This window comes from Nakamurella leprariae, from assembly GCF_016918035.1.
Classification (GTDB): Bacteria; Actinomycetota; Actinomycetes; order Mycobacteriales; family Nakamurellaceae; genus Nakamurella; species Nakamurella leprariae.
Genome location: NZ_JAERWK010000005.1, coordinates 36649 through 63323 on the forward strand (window position 1 = coordinate 36649; position 26675 = coordinate 63323).

Sequence of the window (26675 nt, forward strand, 5' to 3'; positions counted from 1 at the left end):
CAGGAACGGCAGCGCGCTCACCGCGCACCCCCCGCCTGCCGGGTCTCCAGATCACGCAGGAAGTCCGGCCCGTTGGCGTAGTAGTCCTGCTCGTCCCCCAGTCGCATCGGGTGCGGCGGCTGCTCCATGCCGTCGGCCAGCGGGGCCAGCAGCATGTCCTTGGTCCAGATCAGCCGCTGCCGTTCGTCGTCGGCCAGCTCGTACTCGTTGGTCATGGTCAGCGACCGGGTCGGGCAGGCCTCGATGCACAGCCCGCAGCCGATGCAGCGCAGGTAGTTGATCTGGTAGTTCTTCGCGTACCGCTCCCCGGGCGAGAACCGGGCTTCCTCGGTGTTGTCGGCGCCTTCGACGAAGATCGCGTCCGCCGGGCACGCCCAAGCGCACAGCTCGCAGCCGACGCACTTCTCCAGCCCGTCCGGATGCCGGTTCAGCTGGTGCCGGCCGTGGTACCGGGACGCCGGCGGGCGCGGGTTGCGCGGGTAGTCCTCGGTGACGACCGGCTTGAACATGGTCCGGAAGGTGACGCCGAACCCTTTCACCGGGTCCAGCGGGGAGTTGGACGGCGACGCCAGCGGCGTGCCGGGGACCGGCGCGGTGGCCGGCTCCGGCGGACCGGCCGGGACCGGCTGGCCGGCCCAGTCGTCCGGGACACGTTCGGGCAGGCCGGGTTCGGACTCAGACACGCTCGCCTCCGGGGGTGGACGGGGCGCCGGCCGGGACCGGCTCGGTGCGAGAACTCGGCAGCGCAGCGGCATCGGGTCCGGCATCGGCGGTACGGTCCCGACGCGGTGGCGCCGGCGGCACCGCCAGGTCCAGCGGCGGCACCGGGTAGGAGCCGACCGATGCCGGCACCACGGTGCCCGGGAGCACCCGGTCCTCCGGCGGGGTCGTCCCGGCCGGCGCGGCCGCCTGGCGCCGCCGGGCCGCCGACCGGGCGAAGAGCAGCCACACCACGATGATCAGGACTGCGGTCGGGATGCCGACCCAGGCCAGCACGGCCCAGCCGGTCAGGTCGGTGGTGGTGTCCAGCACCCGGACGGTGCCGACCACGCCGATCCACACCAGGGAGATCGGTACCATCACCTTCCAGCCCAGACTCATGAACTGGTCGTAGCGGATCCGCGGCAGCGCCCCGCGGATCCAGACGAAGAAGAACATGAGCGCGAGCACCTTGATGAAGAACCAGAGCAGCGTCCACCAGCCCTCGTTCACCCCGGGGATGAGCGAGATCGGCCACGGGGCGCGCCATCCGCCCAGGAACAGGGTGGTGGCGATGGCCGAGACGTTGATCAGGTTGATGTACTCGGCCAGGAAGAACAGGCCGAAGCGCATCGACGAGTACTCGGTGTTGAACCCACCGACCAGCTCCCCCTCGGCCTCGGCCAGGTCGAACGGCGCGCGGTTGGTCTCACCGACCATCGAGATGACGTAGACCACGAACGACACCGGCAGCAGCCAGACGTACCAGCCGCCCTCCTGCTGGTGCACGATCGCCGACGTCGACAGCGTCCCGGAGAGCAGGAACACCGCGACGAAGGACAGCCCCATGGCGACCTCGTACGAGATCATCTGCGCGGCCGAGCGCAGCCCGCCGAGCAGCGGGTACGTCGATCCGGACGCCCAGCCGCCCAGCACGATGCCGTAGACGCCGATCGAGGCCAGCGCGAAGGCGGCCAGTACCCCCACGTTGAGATCGGTGAGCTGCAGCGCGGTCTCGTGCCCGAACAGGGACACCGGCCCGCCCAGCGGGATGATCGAGAAGATCAGGAAGGCCGGCACCGCACACATCACCGGGGCGGCGATGTAGACGAACAGGTCGGCCCGGGCCGGGATGATGCCCTCCTTGAAGTGCAGCTTCAGCGCGTCGGCCAGCGACTGCAGCAACCCGAAGGGGCCGTTCCAGTTCGGACCGGGGCGGTGCTGCATGCGGCCCACCACGCGCCGTTCGAACCAGATGGCGAACAGCGTCAGCAGCAGCAGGCCGGCGAAGATCATCACCGCCTTGATCAGGCTCAGCCAGACGGGATCCCCGGCCAGCAGCGGCTGCACCGAGCCGTCCGGACCCAGCAGCTCGTTCATCGCGCCTCCCTACCGATCCCTGCCCCTGCCATCACCCGGACCGCATGTCCCGCGCTGGTCCCGATCCAGGCCGAGAGCGGCCGACCACCCACCCGAGCCGGCAGCCAGACCGCGTCGGTCCGCATCGGTTCGGTCACCGCCACCGGCAGGGTCAGCCCTCCGCCCGGGCCCCGAACGGTCACCGGCGCGCCGTCCACGACGCCGAGCGCCTGCGCGGACGCCGCCGACAGCCGGACCACCTCGGGCCGCGCGGTGCCGGCCAGCGCCGGCTCACCGTCGGTCATCCGGCCACCGTCGAGCAGCGGTCGCCAGCTGGTGAGCACCTTGTCGTGCGGGGTCAGCCCGTGCGACTCGGGCGGCCCCGACCGGACCGGACCCGCCGGATCGATCGCGGCCGCGGTGCGCTCCGCCGGCCAGCCGCCCAGTCGGCCCAGCTCACCGGCTGCCGCGGCCGGGGTCTGGGTGTACAGGTCGACGTCCATCTCGACGCCGAGCGTGTCCAGCACGCGGCCCTCGTCGAGCCGGCCGACCTCCGGCAGCACCGCCGCGAACGGTCGCATCCGGCCCTCCCAGTTCATGAAGGCGCCAGGCTTCTCCGGCGCCGCGGCGACCGGCAGCACCACGTCGGCCAGTTCGGTCACCGCGCTCGCCCGGATCTCCAGACTGACCACGAAGGACGCCGCGGTCACCGCGGTGAGCGCCGCTCCCGGATCGGGCAGGTCGGCCGGGTCCACCCCGCCGATGACCAGCCCGGACAGGTCCCCGTCCCGCACCGCGGCCAGGATGCCGCCCGTGTCCCGGCCCGGCGTCTCAGGCACGGGAACGCCCCAGGCCGCCTCGACCTCGGCTCGCGCCGCCGCGTCGGTGACCGGCCGCCCGCCGGGCAGCAGCGTCGGGAAGGCGCCCACCTCGAGCGCCCCGCGATCGCCGGCCCGCCGCGGCACCCAGCCGATCCGGGCCCCGGTCGCGTCGGCCAGCGTCTCCACCGCGGTGAGCAGGCCGGGCACCGCCGCCGCCCGCTCCCCGACCAGCAGCACCGCGCCGGCGCTGCGCAGGGCGGCGCCCAGCCGGTTGCGGGCGGCGGCGGCCGCCTCGCCCAGCCCGGTGTCGGCGGTGCCCTCACGCGTCAGCCCGGCCAGCACCGCCGGTTCGGTGCCGGGCGTGGCCGGCAACAGTGTGCCGTCCAGCTTCTCCAGCCCGCGGGTGGCCAACGCGCCGACCGCGAACACGGCCAGACCCCGCGACCGCACGGCCTTGCGCAGCCGCAGGAAGACGATGGGCGACTCGTCCTCCGGCTCGAAGCCGACCAGCAGCACGGCCGGCGCGTGCTCGAGCTCCTGGTGGGTGACACCGCCGCGCCCCGGGCCACGGCCGACCACCCGGCGGGCCAGGAAGCCCGCCTCCTCGGCACCGTTGTCCAGCACCGGCGTGTCGCGCACCCGGAAGTCGATGTCGTTGCTGCGCAGCGCGACCCGGGCGAACTTGGCGTACGCGTAGGCATCCGTGACGGACACGCGGCCGCCGGGCAGCACCCCGACACCTCCGGCGTCGCGGGCCTGCAGCAGCCCGCGGGCCGCCGCCGCCATGGCGTCCGTCCAGGACGCCGGGCGCAGCATCCCGTCGGCGTTCCGGACCAGCGGCTGGGTCAGCCGATCGCCCTGACGCAGGTAGGTGAACGCGAACCGGCCCTTGTCGCAGTTCCACTCCTCGTTGACCTGCGGGTCGTCCGCGGCCAGCCGCCGGGTGATACCACCGGCCCGCGAGTCGGTGCGCAGCGAACAGCCCGACGCGCAGTGCTCGCAGGTGGTCGGGGTGGAGACCAGGTCGAACGGCCGGGCCCGGAACCGGTACGCGGCCGAGGTCAGCGCCCCCACCGGGCAGATCTGGATGGTGTTGCCGGAGAAGTAGCTCTGGAACGGCTCCGTGCGGTTGATCCCGATCTGCTGGGCCGACCCGCGCTCCAGCAGGTCGATGAACCGGTCCCCGGCGATCTGCGCGGAGAACCGGGTGCAGCGCTGGCAGAGCACGCACCGCTCCCGGTCCAGCAGGATCTGGGTGGACACCGGGATCGGCTTGGTGAAGACCCGTTTCGGGTCACGCAGCCGGGAGGCCGACGGCCCGTTGGCCAAGGTCTGGTTCTGCAGCGGACACTCGCCGCCCTTGTCGCAGATCGGGCAGTCCAGCGGATGGTTCAGCAGCAGGAACTCCAGGTTGGACCGCTGCGCCTGCTCGGCCACCGGCGAGCTCAGCTGGGTGTTCACGACCATGCCGTCGGCGACCGTCTGGGTGCAGGCGGCCTGCGGCTTGGGCATCTTGCGGCCGCCCATCTCGACCTCGACCAGGCACTGCCGGCACGCCCCGACCGGGTCGAGCAACGGATGGTCGCAGAACCGTGGGATGGCGGTGCCGATGCGTTCGGCGGCCCGGATGACCAGCTCACCCTTGGGCGCGTCCACCTGGACGCCGTCGATGGTGAGCCGGACGTGGCCGGGCGGCGGCCCGGGCGGCTCCTGCTCGGGCGTGCCGGCCGGCGGGGTGGCGACCTGGGTCATCGGTGCGCTCCCACCGTGCTGGTCCCGGTTCCGACGGTCCCGGCCCCGAGCGCGCGGTCGCCGACGAGCGGTGGCGTGACCCCGGTGACCAGATCCTCGTACTCCTGCCGGAACCACTTGAACGACGACAGCACCGGCGTGGCGGCCGCATCACCCAGGGCGCAGAACGACCGGCCGGCGATGTTGGCCGCCGCGCTGGTCAGTGTGTCCAGGTCCTCGGCAGTGCCGTCGCCGGTGACGATCCGGTGCAGGATCTGCACCAGCCAGCCGGTGCCCTCCCGGCACGGGGTGCACTTGCCGCACGACTCGTGCTTGTAGAACTCGAGCCACTTCCACACCGCCCACGGCACCGAGACGGTCTCGTTGAAGCACATCAGGGCGGTGGTGCCGAGCATGGAGCCGGCCGCGGCCACGTCGTCGAACGACAGCGGGACGTCCAGGTGCTCGGCGGTGAAGATCGGCGTCGACGAGCCGCCCGGGGTGAAGAACTTCAGCGGGATGCCGTCCCGCATGCCGCCCGCACTGTCCAGCAGCTGCCGCAGCGTGGTGCCCATCGGGGCCTCGTACTGCCCGGGCCGGGTGACGTGCCCGGACAGCGAGTAGATCTTCGAGCCGGGCGACTTCTCGGTGCCCATCGAGCGGTACCAGTCGGCGCCGTGCAGCACGATCGGCGGGACCGAGCAGATGGTCTCCACGTTGTTCACCACGGTCGGCGAGGCGTAGAGACCGGCCACCGCCGGGAAGGGCGGCTTGAGTCGCGGCTGGCCGCGCCGGCCCTCCAGCGAGTCCAGCAGCGCGGTCTCCTCACCACAGATGTACGCCCCGGCCCCGGCGTGCACGACGATCTCCAGGTCGTAGCCGCTGCCGAGGATGTCCCGTCCCAGGTACCCGGCCGCCGTCGCCTCGCGTACCGCGCCGGCCAGCCGACGCAGGCAGTGCAGCGCCTCCCCCCGGACGTAGATCGCGCAGAACGGGGCGTTGATCGCGTAGCTGGTGATGATCGCGCCCTCGATGAGCGAGTGCGGGTCGGCCATCATCATCGGGATGTCCTTGCAGGTCCCGGGTTCGCCCTCGTCGGCGTTGATGACCAGGTACCGGGGCGTGGGTGCGGCCGGGTCGAACGGCGGCAGGAACGACCACTTCATCCCGGTCGGGAACCCGGCCCCGCCCCGGCCGCGCAGGCCGGAGGCCTTGACCAGCTCGGTGACCCGGGCCGGTTCCACACCCAAGGCCTTGGGCAGCGCCCGGTAGCCGCCCAGCTCCCGGTAGCTCGCCAGGGTCCAGGACTCGGGCGCCGCCCACCGGCGGGTGAGCACCGGGGTGAGCGGCGCACCGGCTCCGTCGACCGCGGTGGCTCCGACTGCGGTGTCAGCCATGGCAGGTCTCCCTACTTCTCCGGCAGCGGCGGGATGGGCACGTCGTCGCCCGGGGGTGCGTGCTGCCCGGTGCGTTCGGCGTCGCGGACGCCCCGGACGGTCGGCTCGGCCAGCGACGGCCCGGCCACCCGTTCGTCGGCGTCCGGGAAGATGCCGGCGATCTCCAGCTCGGCGGTGCGGAAGTTCCGCAGTGCCGGGCCGCGGGTCGGTGTGGGCGAGCCACCGGCCTGCAGGGCGAGCACGAGATCCAGTGCGGAGTCCGGGGTCTGCTCGTCGAAGTACTCGTAGTCGACCTGCAGCACCGGGGCCAGGTCGCAGGCGGCCAGACACTCGGCGTGCTCGAGGGTGATCGTGCCCGGGGCGCCCGCCTCGGCCGGTTCACCCGTGGTCTCCTCGTGCCCGACACCCAGGTGCGCCGACAGCGTCGAGTAGATGGCGTCCCCGCCGAGCGCCGCACACAGCGTGTTGGTGCACACGCTGACCAGGTGCTCCCCGCAGGGGCGGCGCTTGTACATGGTGTAGAACGTTGCCACCGCCGACACCTCGGCCGCGGTGAGATCCAGCTGTTCCGCGCAGAAGTCGATCCCGGGCTGGGACACGCAGCCCTCCACCGACTGGACCAGGTGCAGCAGCGGGAGCAGCGCCGACCGGGCCACCGGGTACCGCCCGACGATCTCCTCGGCCCGCCGGTGGGTGAGCTCGTCGAACACCTGCCCGGTCTCCAGGAAGACCGGGACGCCGATGCGACCTTCCGTGTGACTCATCGGTCCACCCCGCCCATCACCGGGTCGATGCTCGCCACCGCAGCCACCACGTCGGCGATGAGCGAGCCCTCGGCCATGGCCGGCATGGCCTGCAGGTTCACGAACCCGGGGTCGCGCAGGTGCACCCGCAGCGGCCGGGTACCGCCACCGGAGACCAAGTGCGCCCCCAGTTCGCCGCGCGGGTTCTCGATGGCCACGTAGGCCTGCCCGGGCGGGACCGAGAAGCCCTCGGTGACCAGCTTGAAATGGTGGATGAGCGACTCCATCGACTGGCCCATGATCCGGCGGATGTACTCCAGCGAGTTGCCCATCCCGTCACCGCCGATCGACAGTTGCGCGGGCCACGCCACTTTCGGGTCATCCACCATCACCGGGCCGGGCTCGGCCAGCCGGTCCACCGTCTGCCGCATGATCCGCAGACTCTGATGGATCTCCTCCAGCCGCAACCGGAACCGCGCGTAGCAATCGGCCTCGGTGGCCACCGGCACGTCGAAGTCGTACGTCTCGTACCCGCAGTACGGCATGGTCTTGCGCAGGTCCCAGGCCAGTCCAGCGGAGCGCAGGATCGGCCCGGTGATACCGAGCTGCATGCAGCCCTCCAGCGGCAACACCCCGACGCCGACCATCCGCCGCTTCCAGATCGGTTGTCCGGTCAGCAGTGCGTCGTACTCGGGCAGCCGGGAGTCCATCACGTCGATGAAGCCGCGGATGTGCTCGAGCGCCCCGTCCGGCAGGTCCTGGGCCACCCCGCCGGGGCGGACGAACGCCATGTTCATCCGCAGCCCGGTCAGGTACTCCATGAGGTGCAGGGCCTCCTCGCGTTCCCGGAACCCGGCCGTCATCGCGGTGAGTGCGCCCAGTTCCATGCCGCCGGTGGCCAGCGCGACCAGGTGGGAGGAGATCCGGGTGAGTTCCATCAGCAGCACGCGGATGACCTCGGCCCGGGCCGGGACCTGCAGTCCGAGCAGCCGTTCCACGGTCATGCAGTAGACGGTCTCGTTGAACGCCGGGGACAGATAGTCGGCCCGGGTCACGAAGGTGACACCCTGCGTCCAGGTGCGGAACTCGCAGGACTTCTCGATCCCGGTGTGCAGGTAGCCGATCACCGAGCGGGCCCGGACGACCGTCTCGCCCTCCAGTTCCAGGATGAGCCGCAGCACGCCGTGCGTGGAGGGGTGCTGCGGCCCCATGTTGATGATGATCCGGTCGTCGCCGCCGTCCCCGGCGAACTCCTCGTCACCGGAGGCGCCGGCGTCCGGTCCGGTTCCGGAGAATCCCTCGTCGACGAGACGCCCGGTCCCGCCGTCGAACCCGGCCTCGCTGAGCATCTCGTCCCAGTCACCGCCGGTGACGGTGAAGACCCGGCCCTCGGTGGTGCGGGTGGAGCGTGCGCGTGTCATCCGTATCTCCTGCGCTCGTCCGGGGGCGGGATCTCGGCGCCCTTGTACTCGACCGGGATCCCGCCCAGCGGGTAGTCCTTGCGCTGCGGGTGGCCGTCCCAGTCGTCGGGCATGAGGATCCGGGTGAGGCCCGGATGCCCGGAGAAGACGATCCCGAACATGTCCCAGATCTCCCGCTCGTGCCAGTCGGCCGTCGGGTAGACACCGACCGCGCTCGGCACCGTGGCGTCGTCGACGTCGACGGCCACCTCCAGCCGGATCCGTCGTCGCCAGGTCATCGAAGTCAGCTCGTAGACCACATGCAGCCGCCGCGGTACCCCGATGCCGTAGTCGACCCCCGAGATCGACGAGGCCAGTTCGAAACGCAGGCCCGGGTCGTCGCGCAGCGTCCACAGCAGCGACACCAGGTGTTCTCGTGGAACGGCCAAGGTGATCTCGCCGTGTTCGACGCTCACCTGGCTGATCGCCGAGCCGGGGATGGAGCGCGCCGCCATGGCGTCGGCCAGCCGATCGGCCAGGTCGTCGAACCAGCCGCCGTACGGGCGCTCGGCCGGCACCGGGACGTACGGCGCGGTGATCAGGCCGCCGTAGCCGGAGGTGTCGCCGGAGCCGTGTTGGCCGAACATGCCGTGCCGTTCGGTGCCGGTGACCGGGACCGGCGGTCCCGCGCTCCGGCGCCCGTCGGGTGCGGTGGGCGCGGCCAGGGCCCGGCCGGCGGTGTCACTGCCCTGGGCGCCCTCGCTACCCTCCGGGCCGGCGCTGGCATCGCCCGTGGTGCCCTTCGGCGATTCCGCCGGACTGTCCACGGAGCTGAAACCGCCTCCGCCCGACGTGGTCTGGCCCGACGTACCGCCGGGGGCCGGGTCGGTGCCGCTGCCCGCATCGTCCCGGGGTGGCTCGCCGCCGGTCACGGCTGCCACCCGGGCGCCCCGACCGGGATGTCCCGGCCCTTGCCGTAGCGCACCGAGGAGGCGACCAGTTCGGTGCGCTCGCCGGCCTTCTCGGCCGCCCGCCGCACGCCGAGAGGTTCGTCCATGATCTTGGCGTGCAGCTTGAGGATGGCGTCGATGAGCATCTCCGGCCGCGGCGGGCACCCGGGCAGGTAGATGTCGACCGGCACGATGTGGTCGACGCCCTGCACCACGGCGTAGTTGTTGAACATGCCGCCACTGGAGGCGCAGACGCCCATGGAGAGCACCCATTTCGGCTCGGCCATCTGGTCGTAGATCTGCCGCAGCACCGGCGCCATCTTCTGGGTGACCCGGCCGGCGACGATCATCAGGTCGGCCTGCCGGGGTGACGCCCGGAACACCTCCATACCGAACCGCCCGAGGTCGTACCGCGGCGCGCCGGTGGTCATCATCTCGATCGCGCAGCAGGCCAGGCCGAACGTGGCCGGGAACAGCGACGCCTTGCGGGACCAGTTGACCAGCTTCTCCACGCTGGTCAGCAGGATGCCGTTCGGCAGCTTCTCCTCGAGACCCATCGGGATCTCCTTCCCCGCGGAGCCGGGTCGGCCGCGGTGACGGGACGGGGCGGTGCGTCGGTGCGGCGGGCGGGGCCCGCCGCGGGACATCAGAAGTGGCTCAGTTCCAGTCGAGTCCGCCGCGGCGCCAGACGTAGACGTAGACGGCGCCGACCGTCAGGACGAACAAGCCGATCTCGATCAGCCCGAAGACGCCGAGCTGCACGGCCGACTGGGCCCACGGATAGAGGAAGATGATCTCGACGTCGAAGACGATGAACAGCATCGCGGTCAGGTAGAACTTCACCGGGAACCGGCCGGCCCGACCTGCGGGCAGCGGCGTGGGTTCGATCCCGCACTCGTAGGCGTCCAGTTTCGCCCGGTTCCACCGCCGTGGGCCGACGCCGTCCGAGACGACGGTGGCCATGGACGCGGCGAAGACCAGGGCGAGGACGAGCAGGATCACGATCGGCAGGTACAAGGTCAGCATCGTTGCTTCTCCTGCGGGCCGGGATCGCCGGAGCGGTCCGGTGCTGCGTGCTGCGTGCGGCGTGCCGCTGGCCGGGGCCAGTGCGTCAGGTGCTCGCGCCCCGGATCCACTCTGATCCGGGTCATGCTGCGGGTGGTGCCGACGGCTGATGGTGCCCAGTGCTGGTGGTGCTCAGTGCTGGTGGTGGTGCTCAGTGCTGGTGTTGTCGAGTGCTGGTGCTGTCGAGTGCTGGTGCTGTCGAGTGCTGGTGGTGCGCGGTGCCGGTGGTGCTCTCGGTGCTGGGGTGGTGCGGCGGTGGAGCTGGTGTTCCGCCCGGACTGCGACGGTGCAGTGATCCGGGACGTGTGGGGCGGGTCAGACGCTGGGCGCCACCTTGGTGAGGCCACGGACGACCCGGTCGGCCCAGTCGCCGTCGCGGCTGTCGTGCAGGCCGGCGAGCAGCTTGAGGACCAGGTACATGAGGTGCTTGCGGGGAAGGCCCAGCCGGGTCGCGGTGGCCATGATCTTCGGGTGGCCGATCAGCGACGAGAAGATCCCACCGAGACGGTAGTACGAGCCGAGGTGCTGTTTCATGGCGGCCACGTAGCCGTGCAGCGCCGCCTCGCGGCTGGGCCCGTCGGGGCGGCCGAGCGCCTGCAGCACCGCGTCCGCCGCCATCGCGGCCGACTCCATGGCGTAGGCGATGCCCTCGCCGTTGAACGGGTTGACCGCCCCACCGGCGTCGCCGACCAGCAGCAGACCGTCGCGGTAGTGCGGGGTGCGGTTGAAGCCCATGGGCAGCGCGGCGCCGTTGATGGGACCGATCGCGTGTTCCTCACCGCGCAGTCCCCATTCCGGCGGCGTGCCGTCCAGCCAGGTGCGCAGCAGCGCCCGGTAGTCGGTGCGACCGAACGCCGACGACGAGTTCAGCATGCCCAGGCCGACATTCACGGTGCCGTCCCCGAGGCCGAAGATCCATCCGTAGCCGGGCAACAGTTTCGGGTCCGCGGCGTCGCTGCGGTCCCACAGTTCCAGGTGGGACTCCAGGAAGTCGTCGTTCGTCCGCGGGCTCTCGTAATACCGCCGGACGGCCACACCCAGCGGCCGGTCGTCCCGCTTGGCGATGCCCAGCCCGAGCGCGACCCGGGCCGACACCCCGTCCGCGGCGATGACCACCGGGGCCCGGAAGGTGAGGGTGCGCCTGCCGGCCTTGACCGGACGGGCGTCAGCGGCTCCGACGAAGTCCGATTCGTCGGGCGTGTCGCGGACGGTCGCCTCGACGCCGACGACGCGACCCGTGCGGTCGTCGACCACCGGGCCGGTCACCGTGGTGGCGGTGTGCAGCCGGGCGCCGGCCTTGACGGCCAGCGTGGCCAGCAGGTCGTCGAAGTCGCGCCGCGGTCGGACGAGCCCGAAGTCCGGGTAGTCCTGCAACGTGGGCCACGGCAGCTCGATGGATCGGCCGCCGCCGACGACCCGCAGGCCGCGGTTCTTGATCCAGTCGGGCCCGGAGACGTCGATGCCCAGGGCCAGGACCTGCTTGACCCCACGGGGTGTGATGCCGTCGCCGCAGACCTTGTCGCGCGGGAAGGTCGACTTCTCCAGCAGCAGCACGTCCAGGCCGCTGCGGGCCAGCAGGGTCGCCGCCGTCGACCCGGCCGGACCGGCGCCGACGACGATCACGTCGGCCTCGGTGTCGAGATCGCCGGTCAACCCGGCCATCCCGGCCAGGTCGGACCCACCAGGATGCCCGGTGGAACCCGTACGGACGCTCATGCGCAAGACCCTCCACGATCGTTCGTCTGACCCGGAGGATATCGGCGGCGGCACCCTGGGTCCGACGGCGATCGGATCGCCGGTCGACTTTGTGAAATCCTTCACGAAGTGGTGTGGGTCTCAGTGTAGGACCTCGTCGCCGGAACACCACCCCCTTTCCCCTCGATCGGCCACTCGGTGTCGCGCCGTTCTGCCGGGACCGGTTCGCCGTCGCTCCCCCGACCGGACGCTCGACGCTCGCTAGACTCCCGCCCGGGCCGTCGGCCGTCGCTCGTGGCGGCTGCGCGCCCGACCGTCGACCGAGATCCGACCGCTGGTCCTGACCGACCGCGGGCGGACCAGCCAGCACTTGTGGGGAGCACGCCGTGGCCAGGGCCAGTCTGGACAAGCAGCCGGACCAGGTGGCTGCCATGTTCGACGCGGTCGCCGCGCGGTACGACCGGACCAACACCGTGCTGTCCGGTGGTCAGGACCGACGCTGGCGACGGCACGCCGTCCGCGCCCTCGCCCTGCACCGCGGTCAACGGGTGCTCGACGTCGCCGCGGGCACCGCGGTGTCGACCGCCGCGCTGGCCGCCACCGGCGCCTGGTGCGTGGCCACCGACTTCTCGCTCGGCATGCTCGGGGCCAGCCGTCACCCCGAGCTGCCCCGGGTGGCCGGCGACGCCATGCGGTTGCCCTTCGCGGACGGTGTGTTCGATGCGGTCACCATCTCCTTCGGGTTGCGGAACGTGCTGGACCCGAGCGCCGCGCTCAGCGAGTTCGCCCGGGTCACCCGGCCGGGCGGCCAGCTGCTGGTCTGCGAGTTCTCCCGGCCGCGGCCGGCGCCGGTGCGGTGGGCGTACCACCGGTACCTGCGCTCGGTGCTGCCCTGGCTGGCCGGCCGGGTCTCGTCCGACCCGTCGGCCTACACCTACCTGCAGGAGACGATCGAGCAGTGGCCGGACCAGGTCCGGCTGGCCGGTCTGATCGCCGGCAGCGGCTGGTCGGAGGTGGCCTGGCGCAACATGACCTTCGGCGTCGTCGCCCTGCACCACGCCATCCGTACCGAGGACGCGCCTCCGTCCGTCGCGGGCTGATCGCACGGTGGCTCGCTCCGGAACGGCGGACGGCACCGACTCGCCCGCCCGGGCCGGCCTGGTCAAGATCTGGTCGGCCCGGATCCTGGTCTTGCTGGCCGCCGCGGTGACGATCATGGTCCTCGCCCTCGCCGTCGGCATGCGACTCGACGACCAGGACATCGACCGACACCGCGGCACCGCGACCGCCACCGTGCTGTCGGTGACGCCGCTGCGCACCGGCGTCGAGTTCATCGCCGCCGACGGCATGACGATCCGCCCACCGGACGGCGTGCTCTACCCGGGCCTGCTCAGCGTCGGCCAGCGGTTCATGGTCGAGTACTCCACCGAGTCGCCGGAGACGGTCCGGGTGGCCGGCCGCACCGCGAGCGTGGGCACCATCCCGCTGCTGCTCACGCTCGGAGGCAGCTGGCTGGTCACCCTGCCGGTGGCCTGGTGGTTGCGCCGGCGCTCCGGTCGGCCGTGGATCGCGCTCCCCTGGCGACCGCCCCGCGCCGACGACGCCGCGTCGCCCCGCTGACCTGTCGGTCACCCGGACGCTCACTGCCGCCTCTGCGGTGACGTCATCCCTGTACCCGACCAGGGTTCGGGGTGGTGCAGGTGGTTGCGGCGGGGGTGTTGGTGGGGGTCGATCCACACTGGTGGGGTGTGGTCGGGGTGGCCGTCGGGGTTCATGGTGACGGTCCAGTGGCCGGTGTGGATGACCGTGTGGTGGTGTCGGCAGTACAGGACGGTGTTGTCCAGGTTGGTGGGTCCGCCGTCGGCCCAGTGCTGGACATGGTGTGCGTCGCACCAGCCGGGAGGTCGGTCGCAGCCGGGGAAGGCGCAGCCGCGGTCGCGGTGGCCCAGGGCCAGCGAGGGGTGTGTGCGGGGTCCTGCCCGGGGGGGAGGTCGCCGTCGGGGTCGGCCAAGACGGCCAGGGTGCGTTCCACGGTGGCCCGGACCTCGGCTGGGACGCGCGCCGGGAGGGACCGCAGGGTGGTCTCGATGACGCTGATGTGGTCGCCGTTGACCGACCCGTCGAGCATCGCGTCAGCCAGTTCGGGCAGTCGCGGTGGGGACAGGTGCCCGGTGAGTTGCCGGTCGGGCAGCACGGCCGCGGCGGCGCGGACCAGCTCACGAGCTTGGCCGGGACGGACCCGCAGCACCTCGCGCAGGAGTCCGGCGGTGGACGCGGCGCCGTAGCGGTTGGCCAGGTGGCGGCGGTCCACGGCGCCGGCGGCGGTGATCCGCATGGCGCCGACGAGGCGGTGCAGGTCCTCCAGGGCGCGGGCGCGTTCCAGGACCTGCAGGTCGGTCAGCGCGGTCCAGCCCGCGTCGGCGTGCAGGTCGGCCAGCAGCTCGCGGGCGGAGACCACGGCAGCGTCGATCACCGGGTCGGCCAGCGACCCCAGATCAGGCGCTGCAGCGATGGTCTCGGTCATGACTGGCACCCTGCCACAGGCCACCGACAATTCACTCGCGGCAACCCGATCACAGCGCACGGTGATGAACTGCCAGCGGAACGACTGAGACCGCGCAGCGGAACGATCTCAGCCTCGACACCGGATGAGGGCAACCAGCACGGCGATGCGAACACTTCCGGCCCGTGCCGACCGACCGTCGATGGGCGAAGATCCGAGTCATGGACGTCGTGGCTGAGGGCTTCTCCATCGAGGGCGACCACTGGGTGCTCACGGTGGACGGCGACGCCCGCGACCTGACGACCGAGCTGAGTGTCACCACCGCAGCCGGCAAGCGGCTCTGGGGCCTCGGCAGTCAGGGTCCGGGACGACCGACCGCCGGCCACCTCGAGCTGACCTCGGGCAGCAACGACTTCGGGCCCACCATGCTGATCGTCCGGGCCAGCCCCCTGGTGAGAGCCATCGTGGTGGTGCTGTCCGACGGGACCCGGGAGGACTTGACGCTGCACGGCGATGTCACGCGACTCGGCGGACGGCTGGCGGTGCTGGTGCACCCCCGCCGGCTCGATGTCCACCGCATCGACGCCATCAGCGCCGACGGTTCGAACCTGAACGACGCCTGAACCACCGACGGGCGCGTCCCGCGACCGGGTGGCGATCGTACGGACTCCGTCGTCCATCGCAGGCTTCGTCGTGCAGGCATCGCCCCGATCATTCCTCGATGCACACCGTCGCCCAGCCAGCCCCCTCAACCTCGCACCAAGCGAACCACCGAGCGGACGACAAGCCCTGCGGGCACGGAGATGCCGACCGAGTCACCTCCTCAGACCGCGAGGACCCCGCCATGACCACCAGCACCCCGAACACCACCAGCACCTCGGACACCACCACCGTGCTCACCGAGCTGGCTGCGCACCTGACCGGCACCGTCCTGGCCACGGAGACCGTGCCCGAGCACCCGCGGCTCGGCGCCGGCAGCGATCTGCTCCGGCTGCCGGTCAGCCGAGTGCGGCTGCGCTGGGCATGACGGCACTGGCCCGGGCCGCCGGTTGACAGGGGTCCCCCGCGCGGTGCGGTCAGGCGCCGGTGCGCTGCCGCGGGACGGCGACGCCGGCCCCGGTGAGATCGTCGAACGCCGGAGCTCGCCCCAGCACGGCCGCGGCGAGCGACAGGCTCGGACCGGCCACCACCGCACCGGTGCCGCTGCTCCAGTTCTGGTCGCTGGCCTGCAGGCGCAGGCCGGCCAACCGGCGCCCGGGCAGGAAGGCGATCCGGGCGCGCCGAGTGGTCAGGTACTGCAGCAGCGGGGCCAGCCGCGCTGGATCCCCCCAGTCGGCCCGGACGTCACCGAGGCTCCACCGGATGTCGACGCTGTGCACCACGGCGTCGGTCAACGGAGCGCCGAACGGCTGGCCGGGGGGACGGAACCTCGACCGGGCGTGCTGCCGCAGCAGCGCCAGCAGGTCGTCCGGATCCCGCTCGGCGATCCGCCGGGCCAGCACGTCCATCGCGGCGTCGACGCCGCGCTCGCGTGCCGCGGTCACCAGCAACGTCCGGGCGGAGACCACAAACGGCGTGACCAGATGGCCCAGCACGTCACGCACCGACCAGCCGCGGCACAGGCTGGGCACCTGCCAGTCGTCGTCGGTCAACGACGACAGCCGATCGACCAGGGCCGACCGCTCAGCCGCGATCGTCTCCAGCTCGGTCATCGATCCCGTCCTCTCCCACCCGCCCACCGGCGCCTGCGGTCCTCGTTCCGCAGTGTGGAGGTCGGTCGCCGACGGCCCGAGCGCGGGGTCGACGATCGCTCGGTACCGTGCGGCCCATGGATGATCCGGTGTTCCGCAATGCGGCGTACGCTTTCGCCAACCTGGCCGCCCAGATCCCCGAGGATCGTTGGCAGGAACCCGCTCTCGGGACATGGTCGGTCCGCGACCTGGTCGGACACACCAGCCGCTCGCTGACCACCGTCCGGGACTACCTGGACCGGCCGGCCGAGCGGGTGGAGATCGGGTCCGCGGCCGCCTACTACGTCGCGATCGGCATCATGACCGCGCAGGATCCGGCGCTCACCCCCGAGAAGGTGGCCGAGCGCGGCCGGCAGGCCGGGCGCGACCTGGGCGACGATCCGGTGGCGTCGATCGACGCGCTGGTCACCGCGGCGACGGCCCGGGTGGCGGACGCATCGGGGGACGCGGTGATCAGCAGCATCGCCGGTGGCATCCGGGTGGCCGACTACCTGCCGACCCGGACGTTCGAGCTGGCCGTGCACTGCCGCGACCTGGCCCGGGCGCTCGACATCGACTGGCAACTACCGGATCCGGTGCTGACGGTGGCGGTGCGACTGGCCACCGACATCGCCCTCGAGCTGGGCGCCGGCACGTTCCTGCTGGATGCGCTCACCGGCCGGTCGCCGCTGCCCGAGCACTTCTCGGTGGTCTGAGCCGTCGCTCTCCAGGGATCCCGGGAACGCCCGCAGGCCCGGCCGTCCGCGCTGGGGCGGTCGGCCGGGCCTGGAGCTGGGAGGTGGACTCCGGACCCTGAGGACCAGGGTGGGTCGGTGACGGCGGGCGACTCCCGGCACCCGCCGCCACCGAGTTCAGGGGGTCGGCGTCAGGGCCGGTACCCGCGGGTGGGCTTGAACAGCTTGATGAGGGCGAAACCGGTGAGCGCCAGGGTCATCACGGTGACCACGCTCCAGCCGGTGGTCAGCACGGTCTCCTGCACCTGCACCGACGCCTGGGTGACCCACCACCAGGTGGCCCCGGCCACGGCCGCGCCGCCGAGCAGGATCACGGCCAGCATCTTGCCGATGACGCCGGACCCGCCACCCTTGCCCGCCTCGGCCGCCGCCTGTGCCGCCCAGCCGTCCCGACGCGCACCGAACCAGATGTTCAGCCACGACACCGCGGTCGACCACACCCGGGTGATCAGCCACAGTTCGGCCGGGAAGACCAGCAGCGCGTAGACGATGTCGGCCGGGCGCCGGTCCGGCACCCGCCAGGCGATCTTGACGTTCAGCGCGACGCCGATGGCGATCGGGATCAACCAGATCGGCGACCAGGTGAACTGGTGCACGGTCAGTGCGGCGATCAGCATGGCCAGGAACAGCAACCGGACGAGGCCGTTGGCCAGCATGGAGAACTGCTGCTTCCACGGGATGAAGGTGTTCTTGTCGGGCATCTTGTGCCGCCACAGCAGCGCGGCCATGCCTTCGTCCCACTTGCGCCGCTGGCCCATCAGGCCCTTCATCGTCACCATGGGACCCGCGTAGGCGCGAGCCGTGGCCGACACCAACGTCTTCCGGCCCATCTCGTGCAGCCGCCAGGTCAGCTCCATGTCCTCGACCTGGGCGTCGGGATCCCACGGCGAGTTGCGCTCCAAGTCGGTGGTCACCTGCTGCAGGTGCTTGGTGCGGAAGAGGGTGGCCTGGCCGCCCAGCACGTAGGTGGACCGGTTGCGGGCCATGATGTCGGTCAGCCAGGACGCGAAGTCCATCCGCTGTGCGCGGATCAGCTGCCGGGCGAAGAACGTGGTGCCCAGGTTGATGTCGAAGGTGTAGCGGCACATCACGCCGGCCGCCGACGGCACCCGGACCATCTCGGCCTCGAGCTGCTCGAGCGCGTCCTTGGCCAGCACGGTGTCGGCGTCGACACCGAGGACGAAGTCGTGGTCCAGGGCCCACTGCTGCCAGCCCTGGGTGAGGGCCCCGACCTTCTTGTCGATGTTGCCGACGGTGTGCTGCACCGTCACACCCTGGTAGCGGCGGACGATCGCCTCGGTGCCGTCCGTGCAGTTGTCCAGGATCACCACGATCCGGTCGATCGGCCGGGTCTGGGCGAGCAGACCTTCGATGGTGCGGGCGATGTCGGCCTCTTCGTTGTGCGCCGGCACCAGCGCCAGGATGCGCGGGCGGCCCAGCGTCGCCTTGGTGGCGCTGCGCCGGCCGAACATCGACCGCCACGACTTGGCTGCGCCGGCCCGCACCTGCTGCAGCGAGGCGCGGAAGCCGCCGGCCGGCGCACTGGCCAGCACGGCTCCGTCGACCACGTCGGCGAACCGGGCGTCGAGGTCGTCGTCGGACGGGGCACGGCCGCCGGTGGTTCCGGCACGCCGGGGGGCGAGCATGATCGTCATCGGGAGTCCTCGGGGTGGGAGTGGTGGGGCCCGGGACACCGGGATCGTCGTCGACCGGAGGCCCCCCGTCGTTCAGCTCGAGTTCACCGAACGACTGCACAGACCGTAACGCGTTGACACGTCAATTGGTCACGCTCCGCGAGGTGACGACCCGATCGAGGCTCAGTACTGCCCGGTAGGGTGACACCCTCAGGTCAGCCTCGCCGCGATCTCACGGTCCGCAACCACCCGAAGGTGGGGTCAACCACGCACGGTCACTGCGCGTCGGGCTGCATCGCGAGCCGCCCGGCGCAGCCGCAACTGGTCCTCCCGCAGCCGGGTCCGGTCGGTGACGACCTCGACCAGCCGGATGCCGATGCCCCGCTCGGCGGTGCCGTTCCCGATCGCTGCGGCCAGTTCGGCACCGGGCGGCACCCGGGTGAACGGGATGTGGCAGGCGGCAGCCCAGCCACTCAGGTCCAGTCCCAGCGGGGTGCCGAAGATGCGCTCGAAGGACGGCGCGTAGCTGGCCGCTCCCGATTCGAGCGTGGTGAAGATGCCGCCACCGTCGTTGTTGTTGATCACCAGGGTGAGGTCGGGACGTGGCTCGGCCGGTCCGATGGCCAGGCCGGTCAGGTCGTGCACGAAGCTCAGGTCGCCGAGGTAGGCGACCGTCGGGCGGTCCGTCATGGCCAGGCCGACCCCGACCGCGGTCGAGACCAGCCCGTCGATGCCGGCCACACCGCGGTTGGCCACCACCCGGAGCCCGTCCCGCGGCAGCGCGGCCAGGGCCACGTCCCGCGGCACCTGGGACGACCCGAGCACCAGGACGGCCTCGGTCGGCAGCGCCCGCACCAGGTCCCGCGCCGCCCGCGGGGAACTCGTGCCCGGCAGGCCGTCGAGCTCGGCCTGGACGGCGGCGACCGCGGCCCGGTCGGCCTCCCGCCACCGTTCGGCCCACCGCTGGTCGGCGGCCGGCAGGATGCCCAGGTCGGGCCGCACCGACGTGGCCTGCCCGGCCGGATCCGGGAAGTCCGCCGGCGGCGCGACGACCTCCACCGACCAGCCGATCGGTCCGGCCGGCCGGGCCAGCAGCGACCGCACCGCCCGGTGCAGGGTCGGCCGGCCCAGCACCAGGACCTGCTCGGGCGGCTCGATCTCGAGCAGCTCCGGTACCTCGAGCAGCTGCACCCCGGCGCCCAGCACGTCGCCGCCGTCGGCCCCGCCCACCTCGGAGACCACCACGTGGCCCGCCGCGGCCAGCTGCGCGGCCCGCGGATCACCCAGCTCGGCCACCACCAGCAGCCGCCGCGGCCGGGCCGACGGTCGCTGGGAGATCCGCACCGACGTGTCCGGCACCGGCACGTCGACCGACGTCCAGGCCCGGCCGCCCGGCCGTCCGGACAGCGGCCCGGTCAGCTCGGCGGCGATCATCACCGGGCCGGGACGGTCCGCCCAGGCGGCCGGCCAGGACGGGTCGGCGGTGCCCAGGGCGGGCGGCAGCAGCGGCTCCATCAGCGGCACGTTCAGCTGGACCGGCCCGCACCGGCCCGCACCGCCGGCCGCGGCCGCCACGGCCCGGCCGATCATCGACCGCCAATAGGCGTTCGCGCTGGTCAGCTGGTCGTCCGTGGGCGTACGGTCGAGCAGCGCGAACTCGTGGAACAGCCGCAGCGCGGAGGAGAACACCGTCCGCTGGTCGATCACCTGGTTGGCCCCGACGTCGCGGAGCTGCGCCGGCCGGTCGGTCGAGAGCACCAGCAGCGGCACCCCGCCGTGGTGCGCCTCCAGCACCGCCGGGTGCAGGTTGGCCACCGCCGTGCCGCTGGTGGTGATCACCGGCACCGGGCGGCCGGACCCGCGGGCCAGGCCCAGGGCCAGGAACCCGGCGGTGCGCTCGTCGATCCGCACGTGCAGCCGCAAGCGACCGAGCACGTCGGCGTCGTGCAGCGCCATCGACAGCGGCGCGTTCCGCGACCCGGGCGCCAGCACGGCGTCGGTGATCCCGCAGCGCACCAGTTCGTCGACCAGCACCTGCGCGATGGCGGTCGACGAGTTCACCCGACCATCCTGACACCCGCCGTCACCGGACCCGACCATGCGGGACCGCCCCGGCGTGATCGGTGCGACACGGTTGATCCGGCCGGGAACCGGGTACGGGTCGAGGACAGGATCGGCCGGACGGATGCGAGGACCCGCCATGACCACCGACAACCCCAGTGCTCGCGGACCCCGCAGCACGCGGTTGATGATCGCCTTCGTCGTCGCTGCGCTCGTCTTCATCGGCATCGTGCTCGTCGTCGTGCTCACCATCACCGGCGGCAACGAGACGGAGGACGGTCAGGTCCGCGACCGGGTCACCTCCTCCAGCCAGACCGTCTCGGAGTAGGTCCGGCCGACGGAACCGAGCGTGACGGACGCGGTCTCGAGCCCGCGAGGATCAGTGGGGTGACGGCGGGCGCCACCGGCGCAGCAGCCGCCAGGCGCCCAGGCCGACCAGGGCCCCGCCGACCAGGCTGAGCACCAGACCCCAGCCCACGCTGGCCGCGGTCGTCACCAGCCCGGCGATCAGCAATGACGCTCCCAGCGTCAGGGCCAGCGCTGCTCTGATCCACACCCGGCGGGGACGCCGGCGCAGCCTCTGGGCCAGCGCTGGGTCCTGCAACGCCAACTGCTGTTCCATCGCTGCGAGCTGGTGGCGCTCGTGATCGGACAGTGCCACGGCCGACCGCCTCCCGGGAATCACGGTGGGCACCCGGTCGACGACCGAGGGCTCGGGCAGGTGCGGCCGCTGCGCTGGACCGCGGGGCGGGGTCTCGTGCGGCCCCCAACTGCTGCGGGCCCGGAGCGTGCCAGCCGGAGCCGGGACGCCGACCGGGCGAGGACTCCAGTGTCCTCCTCCGGCGCCGGCCGGCTGTCCTGCGCCGGCGGGACCAGCCCGATGATGAACCCGATGTCCGGGACGTCGTTCGTCACGAAGGCCAGCAGTCTCCAGAGCAGCGCGGCCGGGACCTGAGGGATGACCAGGGCGATCCGGTCCAGCACGGCCACGATCGCGCCGAACCCCGTCGCCACGGCGAAGTACTTCCCGGTCCCCAGCGCGATGGCGGCGAGGGCGTCCAGCGCCGGGCCGCGGCGGTCGCGGAAGCGTGCGGCCCGGGTGGCGAACGTGGCGCTGTCCAGACCCCTGAACAACACCATGGAGACGCACCACCATCGTGGTGGCCAGCCAGGGCAGTGCACCGTGCCGCTGCAGCCAGGTCCGCAGCGGGTGCACCGTGATGCTCAGCACCCCTGCCAGGAAGATCGGCGTCAGGAAGTCGGCCACCGGGCGCATCCCGGCCAGCACGACCACCGCGGACGCCATGCCGAGCAGGATGAGCAGCCCGCGGGGCAGGACCTGCTCGACCCGCACCCCCGATCCCCGACGCGACGGGCGGCCGCGGCTCGGTCCTCCCGCCCGGCTCTGGCGGCTCGGGGTCCGCCACCCGGCGGTCATCCCGTCGTCTCCATCAGTCATCGGGCTGTCGCCTCGTCTCTGCCGGGCACCGCCGGGTGCACCAACCGGGACGACTGCCGCAGACCACGATCACCACATCGCCGCACCGGCGTCAGCGTCCGGCCCACCGGGATGCCCGCTCGGTGACACCGGTCAGGCCCTGGCCAGGTGCCCGTCCTCCGGCAACCCGACCAGCCGGGCCACCCGGGCCAGCCGGGCCGTCCAGCGCGCGGTCGTCTCCTCGTCGGCGGCCACCGTGTCCAGCCGGTCCGGGGACGGCGGCGCCGGCAGCACCGGCAAGGCCCCGTCGACCGGCGCCGGCAGGGCGTCGCTGACGTCCGCGACCAGCAGGGCGGCGGTGGCCAGACCGCACGCGTACGGCAGTTCGGGCAGCGCCGCGGCCAGGGCGAGCCCCGCGGCCAGGCCGACCGCCGTGTCGACGGCCGAGGACACCACGATCGGCAGCCCGTGCTCGGCGACCTGCTCGGCGATCCGCAGGGCGGCCCAGACTCCGCCCAGCGGGGCCACTTTCACCACGGCCAGGTCCGCAGCCCCGGCCCTGGCCACGGCCAGCGGGTCCTCCGCGCGCCGGATCGACTCGTCGGCCGCGATGGGCACCGCGACCCGGCGGCGCACCGCGGCCAGCTCGGCGACGCTGCGGCACGGCTGCTCGACGTACTCCAGACCGCCCGCAGCCCGGTCCAGCCGGCGGATCGCGTCGACCGCCTCGTCCTGGTCCCACGCGGCGTTCGCGTCGATCCTGATCGCACCGTCGGCGCCGATGGCCTCCCGGACCGCGGCCAGCCGGTCGGCGTCCGCGGCCAGGTCGGTGCCGGGGTCGGCCACCTTGACCTTGGCCGTGCGGCAGCCGGAGGCCCGCACCAGCGCGGCCGCCCGCTCCGGGCCGACCACCGGCACGGTGACGTTCACCGGGACGGTGGTCCGCACCGGCGCCGGCCAGGGCCGGGTCGCCGTCTCCACCGCCGACCGCAGCCAGGGCACGCACGCGGCGTCGTCGTAGTCCCAGAACGGCGCGAACTCCCCCCACCCGACCGGGCCGCGCAGCAGTACGCCCTCGCGGACGGTGATGCCGCGGAACCGCGCGCGCATGCCGATGGCGAAGACGCGGGGGCTCGGGGCGCCGGTCACCGCGCCAGCTGCGGCCGCAGCACCTCGAACGCCCACGCCCCCAGGGTGGTCGGGGTGGTGGTGAGCACGGTCCGCGGCTGCTCGGGCACGAACCCGTCCCGAAGGCCGGTCGACATCCCCAGCACCGCCTCGGCCATCCCGGCCGGCATCCCGGAACCCCGCAGCCCGACGAGCATCTCGTCGTCACCGACCCGCTCGTACTCCGCGACCGAGTCGTCGACCATGACCGATGGGGCCACCCAGAACAGGGCGTCCACCCCTTCGGTCGCGGCCATCACCGCGTCCCGGTCACCCTGGTCGACCTGGCGCACGTCGGCGTGCTCGTGCACCTCGGCCGGCAGCCGGTCCGGATGCCGGGCCAGCAGCACCGGGCGCAGGCCGGCACGGATGAGCATGGCGGTGACGTGGCGGCCCACGTTCCCGGTCGGTGTGGTCACGGCGATGCGCACGAGGTCCCCTCCAGGAGCGTGATCCGGTCCGGACGGATCCACCGTAGGCAACGGCGGCGACACCCCACGGCCCGCGGTGCTCCGCCGGCGCTCCCGGGAGGGCCGGGGCGTCCGGCTAGGCTCGTCCGTCATGCGCTCCGAGGTGCCGTCCGAACCGATCGATCCGCCCGCCCGCCCGAGCGAGCTGTTCGACCCGGCCGCCTGGCGGACGGTGGACGGCTTCGACCTGACCGACGTCACCTACCACCGGGCGGTGCGCCGGGACCCGGACGGCACCGTCACCGACCTGCCCACTGTGCGGGTGGCCATCGACCGGCCGGAGGTGCGCAACGCCTTCCGGCCGCACACGGTGGACGAACTGCTGCTGGTGCTCGAGCACGCCCGCACCTCGGGTGACGTGGGCTGCGTGCTGCTCACCGGCAACGGCCCCAGCCCCAAGGACGGCGGCTGGGCGTTCTGCTCCGGCGGGGACCAGCGGATCCGGGGACGCGACGGCTATCGCTACGCCGAGTCCGACGACCCGCCGACGGTCGCCGACGTGGCCCGGGCCGGCCGGCTGCACATCCTGGAGGTGCAGCGGCTGATCCGGTTCATGCCCAAGGTGGTGATCGCCGTGGTGCCCGGCTGGGCGGCCGGCGGCGGCCACTCCCTGCACGTCACCTGCGATCTCACCCTGGCCAGCGCCGAGCACGCCCGGTTCAAGCAGACCGACGCCGACGTCGGGTCGTTCGACGCCGGGTACGGGTCGGCGTACCTGGCCAAGATGGTCGGACAGAAGTTCGCCCGGGAGATCTTCTTCCTCGGGCGCGAGTACACCGCCGCGCAGATGCACGCCATGGGCGCGGTGAACGAGGTGGTCCCGCACGCCGACCTGGAGCGGGTGGCGCTGCAGTGGGCCGCCGAGATCACCGCGAAATCCCCCACCGCGCAACGGATGCTGAAGTACGCGTTCAACCTGACCGACGACGGCATGGTCGGCCAGCAGCTGTTCGCCGGAGAGGCGACGCGACTGGCGTACGGCACCGACGAGGCCGTCGAGGGCCGGGACTCGTTCCTGCAGAAGCGGTCCGCCGACTTCTCGCCGTACCCCTGGGCGTACTGAGCTCCGATGGTGCGCCGATGAGCGGAGCGACCGGCCGGCCGGTGCGGGTGCTGCCCATGCCGCCGGATGACACGGTGCTGCAGCATCTTCCGGCGCTGGCCGCGGCGCTGGCCGGTGACGGCCCGGTGCTGCTGCCGGTGCCCGCGGACGACGACACCACGGCGGCCCGCCTGGCCCGCGACCTGGCCGCGGACGCGCCGGTGCCGCCGGCCGAGGACGATCCCGCCGACCCGGTGGTGCTGATGATCGCCACCTCCGGCTCCACCGGCACGGCCAAGGGTGTGCTGCTGCCGGCCGGGGCGCTGTGTGCGTCGGCGGCGGCGACGGCCCAGCACCTGGGCGGTCCGGCTGATGATCGGGCTGATGATCCGGCTGATGGTGCATCCGCTGGTCCGGCTTCTGATCCAGCCGCGGTGCACTGGCTGCTGCCGCTGCCCAGCTGGCACATCGGCGGCCTCCAGGTGCTGCTGCGCAGCCTGGCCGCCGGCACCGAACCGCTGGTGCTGGCCCCGCCGTTCCGGGCGGCGTCGTTCACCGCGGCGGTGCACCGGATGCCGTCCGGGCCACGGCGTACCTCCCTGGTGCCGACCCAGCTGCGGCGGGTGCTGGACGACGCCGAGGCCACCGCCGCGCTGGCCACCTTCGACGCGGTGCTGGTCGGCGGGGCGGCCACCCCGCCGGACCTGCAGGACGCGGCCCGGGCCGTCGGCATCCGGATCGTCACCACCTACGGGATGAGCGAGACCGCCGGTGGCTCGGTGTACGACGGCATCCCGCTGCCCGGCGCCGAGGTCGGCCTGCTCGGACCGGATGACGCGGCCGGTGACGGCTCGGCGGGGCCGACGTCGGGCGGGATCATCGCGATCCGCGGGCCGATGGTGGCCCGCGGTTACCGCGGCCGGCCCGGTGACCCGGCCTTCCCCGCCGACCCGGGCGCCGGGGCGCTGCGCACCTTCGTCACCACCGACCTGGGCCGGTGGGACGGCGACCGGCTGCAGGTGCTCGGCCGGCGTGACGACGTGATCGTCACCGGCGGGGAGAACGTCGTCCCGCTGCGGGTCGAGGCGGCGCTGCGCCGGGTGCCCGGGGTCCGCGACGTGGTGGTGACCGGTGTGCCCGACCCGGAGTGGGGACAGGCGGTGGTCGCCGTGGTGGTGCCGGACCTCGGAGCCGGGACGGCGACGCTCCCGGCCGCGGTCCGGGCGGCCGGGCGGGCCCTGGACCGGCCCAGTGAACCGCGTCGGGTGGTGCTGGTCGCCCAGATCCCGACCCTCGGTCCCGGCAAGCCGGACCGGGCGGCGGTGCGCCGGCTCGCCGCGGGCGACAGCCCGCCCCCGTGGTGAGGTCGGCCCGGACCGGGTTCACCCGGGACGAGCTGCTGCGGTTCCACGGCGCCCGCGTCGACGACCTGATCGGTCCGGGGCTGCGGCTGCTGTTCGTCGGGATCAACCCGGGCCTGTGGACCGCCGCGGTGAACGCGCACTTCGCCCGGCCCGGCAACCGGTTCTGGCCCGCGTTGGCCGCGGCGGGCATCACGCCGCACCAGGTGGACGCCCGGGCCGGACTCTCGGACGCGGACCGGGCCGTGCTGGCCGACCGTGGCATCGGCATCACCAACCTGGTGCCGATGGCCACCGCCACCTCGGCCGAGCTCACCGCCGCACAGTTGCGGGCGGGCGGCGAGCGGCTGCGACGCACAGTGGCCGAGCACCGCCCGGCCGTGGTGGCCGTGCTCGGGGTCACCGCCTACCGGGCCGCCTTCGGCCGGCGGGACGCCGAGGTGGGACGGCAGACCGACGCAGCGCCCGAGCTCGGTGACACGCCACTGTGGGTGCTGCCCAACCCCAGCGGCCTGAATGCGCACGAGACGGTTGCGTCCCTGGCAGCCGCGTACCGGGAGGTCGCGGTGGTCGCCGGCGTCCCGGTCGGCCCGGTCGTCGCAGCGCGGACCCCCGCGGCGGAACAGGGCGCCTCCGGCACCCTCTAGGGTGAGC

The 26675-nt window shown here is 72.9% G+C and carries 26 protein-coding genes and 2 pseudogenes; 9 read left to right on the plus strand and 19 right to left on the minus strand.

Annotated elements, in window-relative coordinates:
* Positions 1-17 precede the first annotated feature (17 nt).
* From nuoI to JL106_RS03035, 10 genes are all read right to left on the minus strand, one after another.
* Complete coding sequence (nuoI, locus tag JL106_RS02990; RefSeq protein ID WP_407940082.1) at positions 18-548, minus strand: NADH-quinone oxidoreductase subunit NuoI; 531 nt, start codon at positions 546-548, stop codon at positions 18-20.
* A gap of 127 nt (positions 549-675) precedes the next feature.
* Complete coding sequence (nuoH, locus tag JL106_RS02995) at positions 676-2079, minus strand: NADH-quinone oxidoreductase subunit NuoH (RefSeq protein ID WP_205259208.1); 1404 nt, start codon at positions 2077-2079, stop codon at positions 676-678.
* Complete coding sequence (locus tag JL106_RS03000) at positions 2076-4631, minus strand: NADH-quinone oxidoreductase subunit G (RefSeq protein ID WP_205259209.1); 2556 nt, start codon at positions 4629-4631, stop codon at positions 2076-2078. The genes nuoH and JL106_RS03000 overlap by 4 nt, the downstream gene beginning before the upstream one ends.
* The gene (gene nuoF / locus JL106_RS03005; protein ID WP_205259210.1) at positions 4628-6007 is read right to left on the minus strand and encodes an NADH-quinone oxidoreductase subunit NuoF; all 1380 of its coding nucleotides are present in this window, start codon (positions 6005-6007) and stop codon (positions 4628-4630) included. The genes JL106_RS03000 and nuoF overlap by 4 nt, the downstream gene beginning before the upstream one ends.
* A gap of 11 nt (positions 6008-6018) precedes the next feature.
* The gene (nuoE, locus tag JL106_RS03010; RefSeq protein ID WP_205259211.1) at positions 6019-6771 is read right to left on the minus strand and encodes an NADH-quinone oxidoreductase subunit NuoE; all 753 of its coding nucleotides are present in this window, start codon (positions 6769-6771) and stop codon (positions 6019-6021) included.
* On the minus strand, positions 6768-8171 hold the full coding sequence (locus tag JL106_RS03015; protein WP_205259212.1) for an NADH-quinone oxidoreductase subunit D: 1404 nt from the start codon (positions 8169-8171) through the stop codon (positions 6768-6770). The genes nuoE and JL106_RS03015 overlap by 4 nt, the downstream gene beginning before the upstream one ends.
* Positions 8168-8977, minus strand: a complete 810-nt coding sequence (locus tag JL106_RS03020; RefSeq protein ID WP_328841129.1) for an NADH-quinone oxidoreductase subunit C — start codon at positions 8975-8977, stop codon at positions 8168-8170. The genes JL106_RS03015 and JL106_RS03020 overlap by 4 nt, the downstream gene beginning before the upstream one ends.
* Before the next feature lie 101 nt (positions 8978-9078).
* Positions 9079-9657: a NuoB/complex I 20 kDa subunit family protein gene (locus tag JL106_RS03025; protein WP_205259214.1), complete on the minus strand. Its 579-nt coding sequence runs from the start codon at positions 9655-9657 to the stop codon at positions 9079-9081.
* 100 nt (positions 9658-9757) lie between these two features.
* Positions 9758-10126, minus strand: coding sequence for an NADH-quinone oxidoreductase subunit A (locus JL106_RS03030; protein ID WP_407940072.1), 369 nt, complete (start codon positions 10124-10126; stop codon positions 9758-9760).
* A gap of 354 nt (positions 10127-10480) precedes the next feature.
* A complete protein-coding gene (locus JL106_RS03035; protein ID WP_205259398.1) occupies positions 10481-11827 on the minus strand; it encodes a geranylgeranyl reductase family protein in 1347 nt (448 codons plus the stop codon).
* A 419-nt stretch (positions 11828-12246) separates the two neighbouring features.
* Between JL106_RS03035 and JL106_RS03040 the strand changes: the two genes are divergently transcribed.
* Both JL106_RS03040 and JL106_RS03045 read left to right on the plus strand, forming a co-directional pair.
* A complete protein-coding gene (locus tag JL106_RS03040) occupies positions 12247-12960 on the plus strand; it encodes a demethylmenaquinone methyltransferase (RefSeq protein WP_205259215.1) in 714 nt (237 codons plus the stop codon).
* A 7-nt stretch (positions 12961-12967) separates the two neighbouring features.
* Positions 12968-13480, plus strand: coding sequence for a DUF3592 domain-containing protein (locus JL106_RS03045; RefSeq protein WP_205259216.1), 513 nt, complete (start codon positions 12968-12970; stop codon positions 13478-13480).
* Between the two features lie 20 nt (positions 13481-13500).
* Here JL106_RS03045 and JL106_RS22350 read toward each other — a convergent pair.
* Positions 13501-13812: pseudogene (locus JL106_RS22350) on the minus strand (HNH endonuclease signature motif containing protein); the annotation flags it as partial.
* A gap of 119 nt (positions 13813-13931) precedes the next feature.
* Positions 13932-14384, minus strand: a pseudogene (locus tag JL106_RS22355) (DUF222 domain-containing protein); the annotation flags it as partial.
* A gap of 200 nt (positions 14385-14584) precedes the next feature.
* Here JL106_RS22355 and JL106_RS03055 point away from each other — a divergent pair.
* Positions 14585-14986: a hypothetical protein gene (locus JL106_RS03055; RefSeq protein WP_205259218.1), complete on the plus strand. Its 402-nt coding sequence runs from the start codon at positions 14585-14587 to the stop codon at positions 14984-14986.
* Positions 14987-15207: 221 nt separating this feature from the next.
* Entirely contained in the window at positions 15208-15390 is a 183-nt protein-coding gene (locus JL106_RS03060) for a hypothetical protein (RefSeq protein WP_205259219.1), read from the plus strand.
* 49 nt (positions 15391-15439) lie between these two features.
* On the opposite strand, the gene JL106_RS03065 is transcribed toward JL106_RS03060, so the two are convergent.
* Positions 15440-16075, minus strand: coding sequence for a maleylpyruvate isomerase family mycothiol-dependent enzyme (locus JL106_RS03065; RefSeq protein ID WP_205259220.1), 636 nt, complete (start codon positions 16073-16075; stop codon positions 15440-15442).
* A gap of 116 nt (positions 16076-16191) precedes the next feature.
* Between JL106_RS03065 and JL106_RS03070 the strand changes: the two genes are divergently transcribed.
* Complete coding sequence (locus JL106_RS03070; protein ID WP_205259221.1) at positions 16192-16809, plus strand: maleylpyruvate isomerase N-terminal domain-containing protein; 618 nt, start codon at positions 16192-16194, stop codon at positions 16807-16809.
* Between the two features lie 170 nt (positions 16810-16979).
* On the opposite strand, the gene JL106_RS03075 is transcribed toward JL106_RS03070, so the two are convergent.
* Together JL106_RS03075 and menD are read right to left on the minus strand one after the other, a co-directional pair.
* Positions 16980-18503: a glycosyltransferase gene (locus JL106_RS03075; RefSeq protein WP_205259222.1), complete on the minus strand. Its 1524-nt coding sequence runs from the start codon at positions 18501-18503 to the stop codon at positions 16980-16982.
* A gap of 240 nt (positions 18504-18743) precedes the next feature.
* The gene (menD, locus tag JL106_RS03080) at positions 18744-20543 is read right to left on the minus strand and encodes a 2-succinyl-5-enolpyruvyl-6-hydroxy-3-cyclohexene-1-carboxylic-acid synthase (protein ID WP_205259223.1); all 1800 of its coding nucleotides are present in this window, start codon (positions 20541-20543) and stop codon (positions 18744-18746) included.
* A 139-nt stretch (positions 20544-20682) separates the two neighbouring features.
* Between menD and JL106_RS03085 the strand changes: the two genes are divergently transcribed.
* Positions 20683-20871 (plus strand): hypothetical protein, encoded by a 189-nt coding sequence (locus JL106_RS03085; RefSeq protein ID WP_205259224.1) that lies wholly within the window; start codon positions 20683-20685, stop codon positions 20869-20871.
* Between the two features lie 51 nt (positions 20872-20922).
* Here JL106_RS03085 and JL106_RS03090 read toward each other — a convergent pair whose 3' ends face one another.
* The 4 genes from JL106_RS03090 to JL106_RS03105 form a co-directional block, all read right to left on the minus strand.
* The gene (locus JL106_RS03090) at positions 20923-21204 is read right to left on the minus strand and encodes a DUF3040 domain-containing protein (protein WP_205259225.1); all 282 of its coding nucleotides are present in this window, start codon (positions 21202-21204) and stop codon (positions 20923-20925) included.
* A 20-nt stretch (positions 21205-21224) separates the two neighbouring features.
* Complete coding sequence (locus tag JL106_RS03095) at positions 21225-21683, minus strand: hypothetical protein (RefSeq protein WP_205259226.1); 459 nt, start codon at positions 21681-21683, stop codon at positions 21225-21227.
* 451 nt (positions 21684-22134) lie between these two features.
* Complete coding sequence (locus tag JL106_RS03100; RefSeq protein ID WP_328841135.1) at positions 22135-23130, minus strand: o-succinylbenzoate synthase; 996 nt, start codon at positions 23128-23130, stop codon at positions 22135-22137.
* A complete protein-coding gene (locus JL106_RS03105; RefSeq protein WP_205259227.1) occupies positions 23127-23579 on the minus strand; it encodes an SDR family oxidoreductase in 453 nt (150 codons plus the stop codon). Before JL106_RS03105 ends, JL106_RS03100 begins: the two co-directional genes overlap by 4 nt.
* A 130-nt stretch (positions 23580-23709) precedes the next feature.
* Between JL106_RS03105 and JL106_RS03110 the strand changes: the two genes are divergently transcribed.
* The 3 genes from JL106_RS03110 to JL106_RS03120 are packed head-to-tail and all read left to right on the plus strand — an operon-like array spanning position 23710 to position 26668.
* The gene (locus JL106_RS03110) at positions 23710-24681 is read left to right on the plus strand and encodes a 1,4-dihydroxy-2-naphthoyl-CoA synthase (RefSeq protein ID WP_205259228.1); all 972 of its coding nucleotides are present in this window, start codon (positions 23710-23712) and stop codon (positions 24679-24681) included.
* 17 nt (positions 24682-24698) lie between these two features.
* Complete coding sequence (locus tag JL106_RS03115; protein ID WP_205259229.1) at positions 24699-26024, plus strand: AMP-binding protein; 1326 nt, start codon at positions 24699-24701, stop codon at positions 26022-26024.
* Entirely contained in the window at positions 26018-26668 is a 651-nt protein-coding gene (locus tag JL106_RS03120; protein WP_328841139.1) for a mismatch-specific DNA-glycosylase, read from the plus strand. Before JL106_RS03115 ends, JL106_RS03120 begins: the two co-directional genes overlap by 7 nt.
* Positions 26669-26675 lie beyond the last annotated feature (7 nt).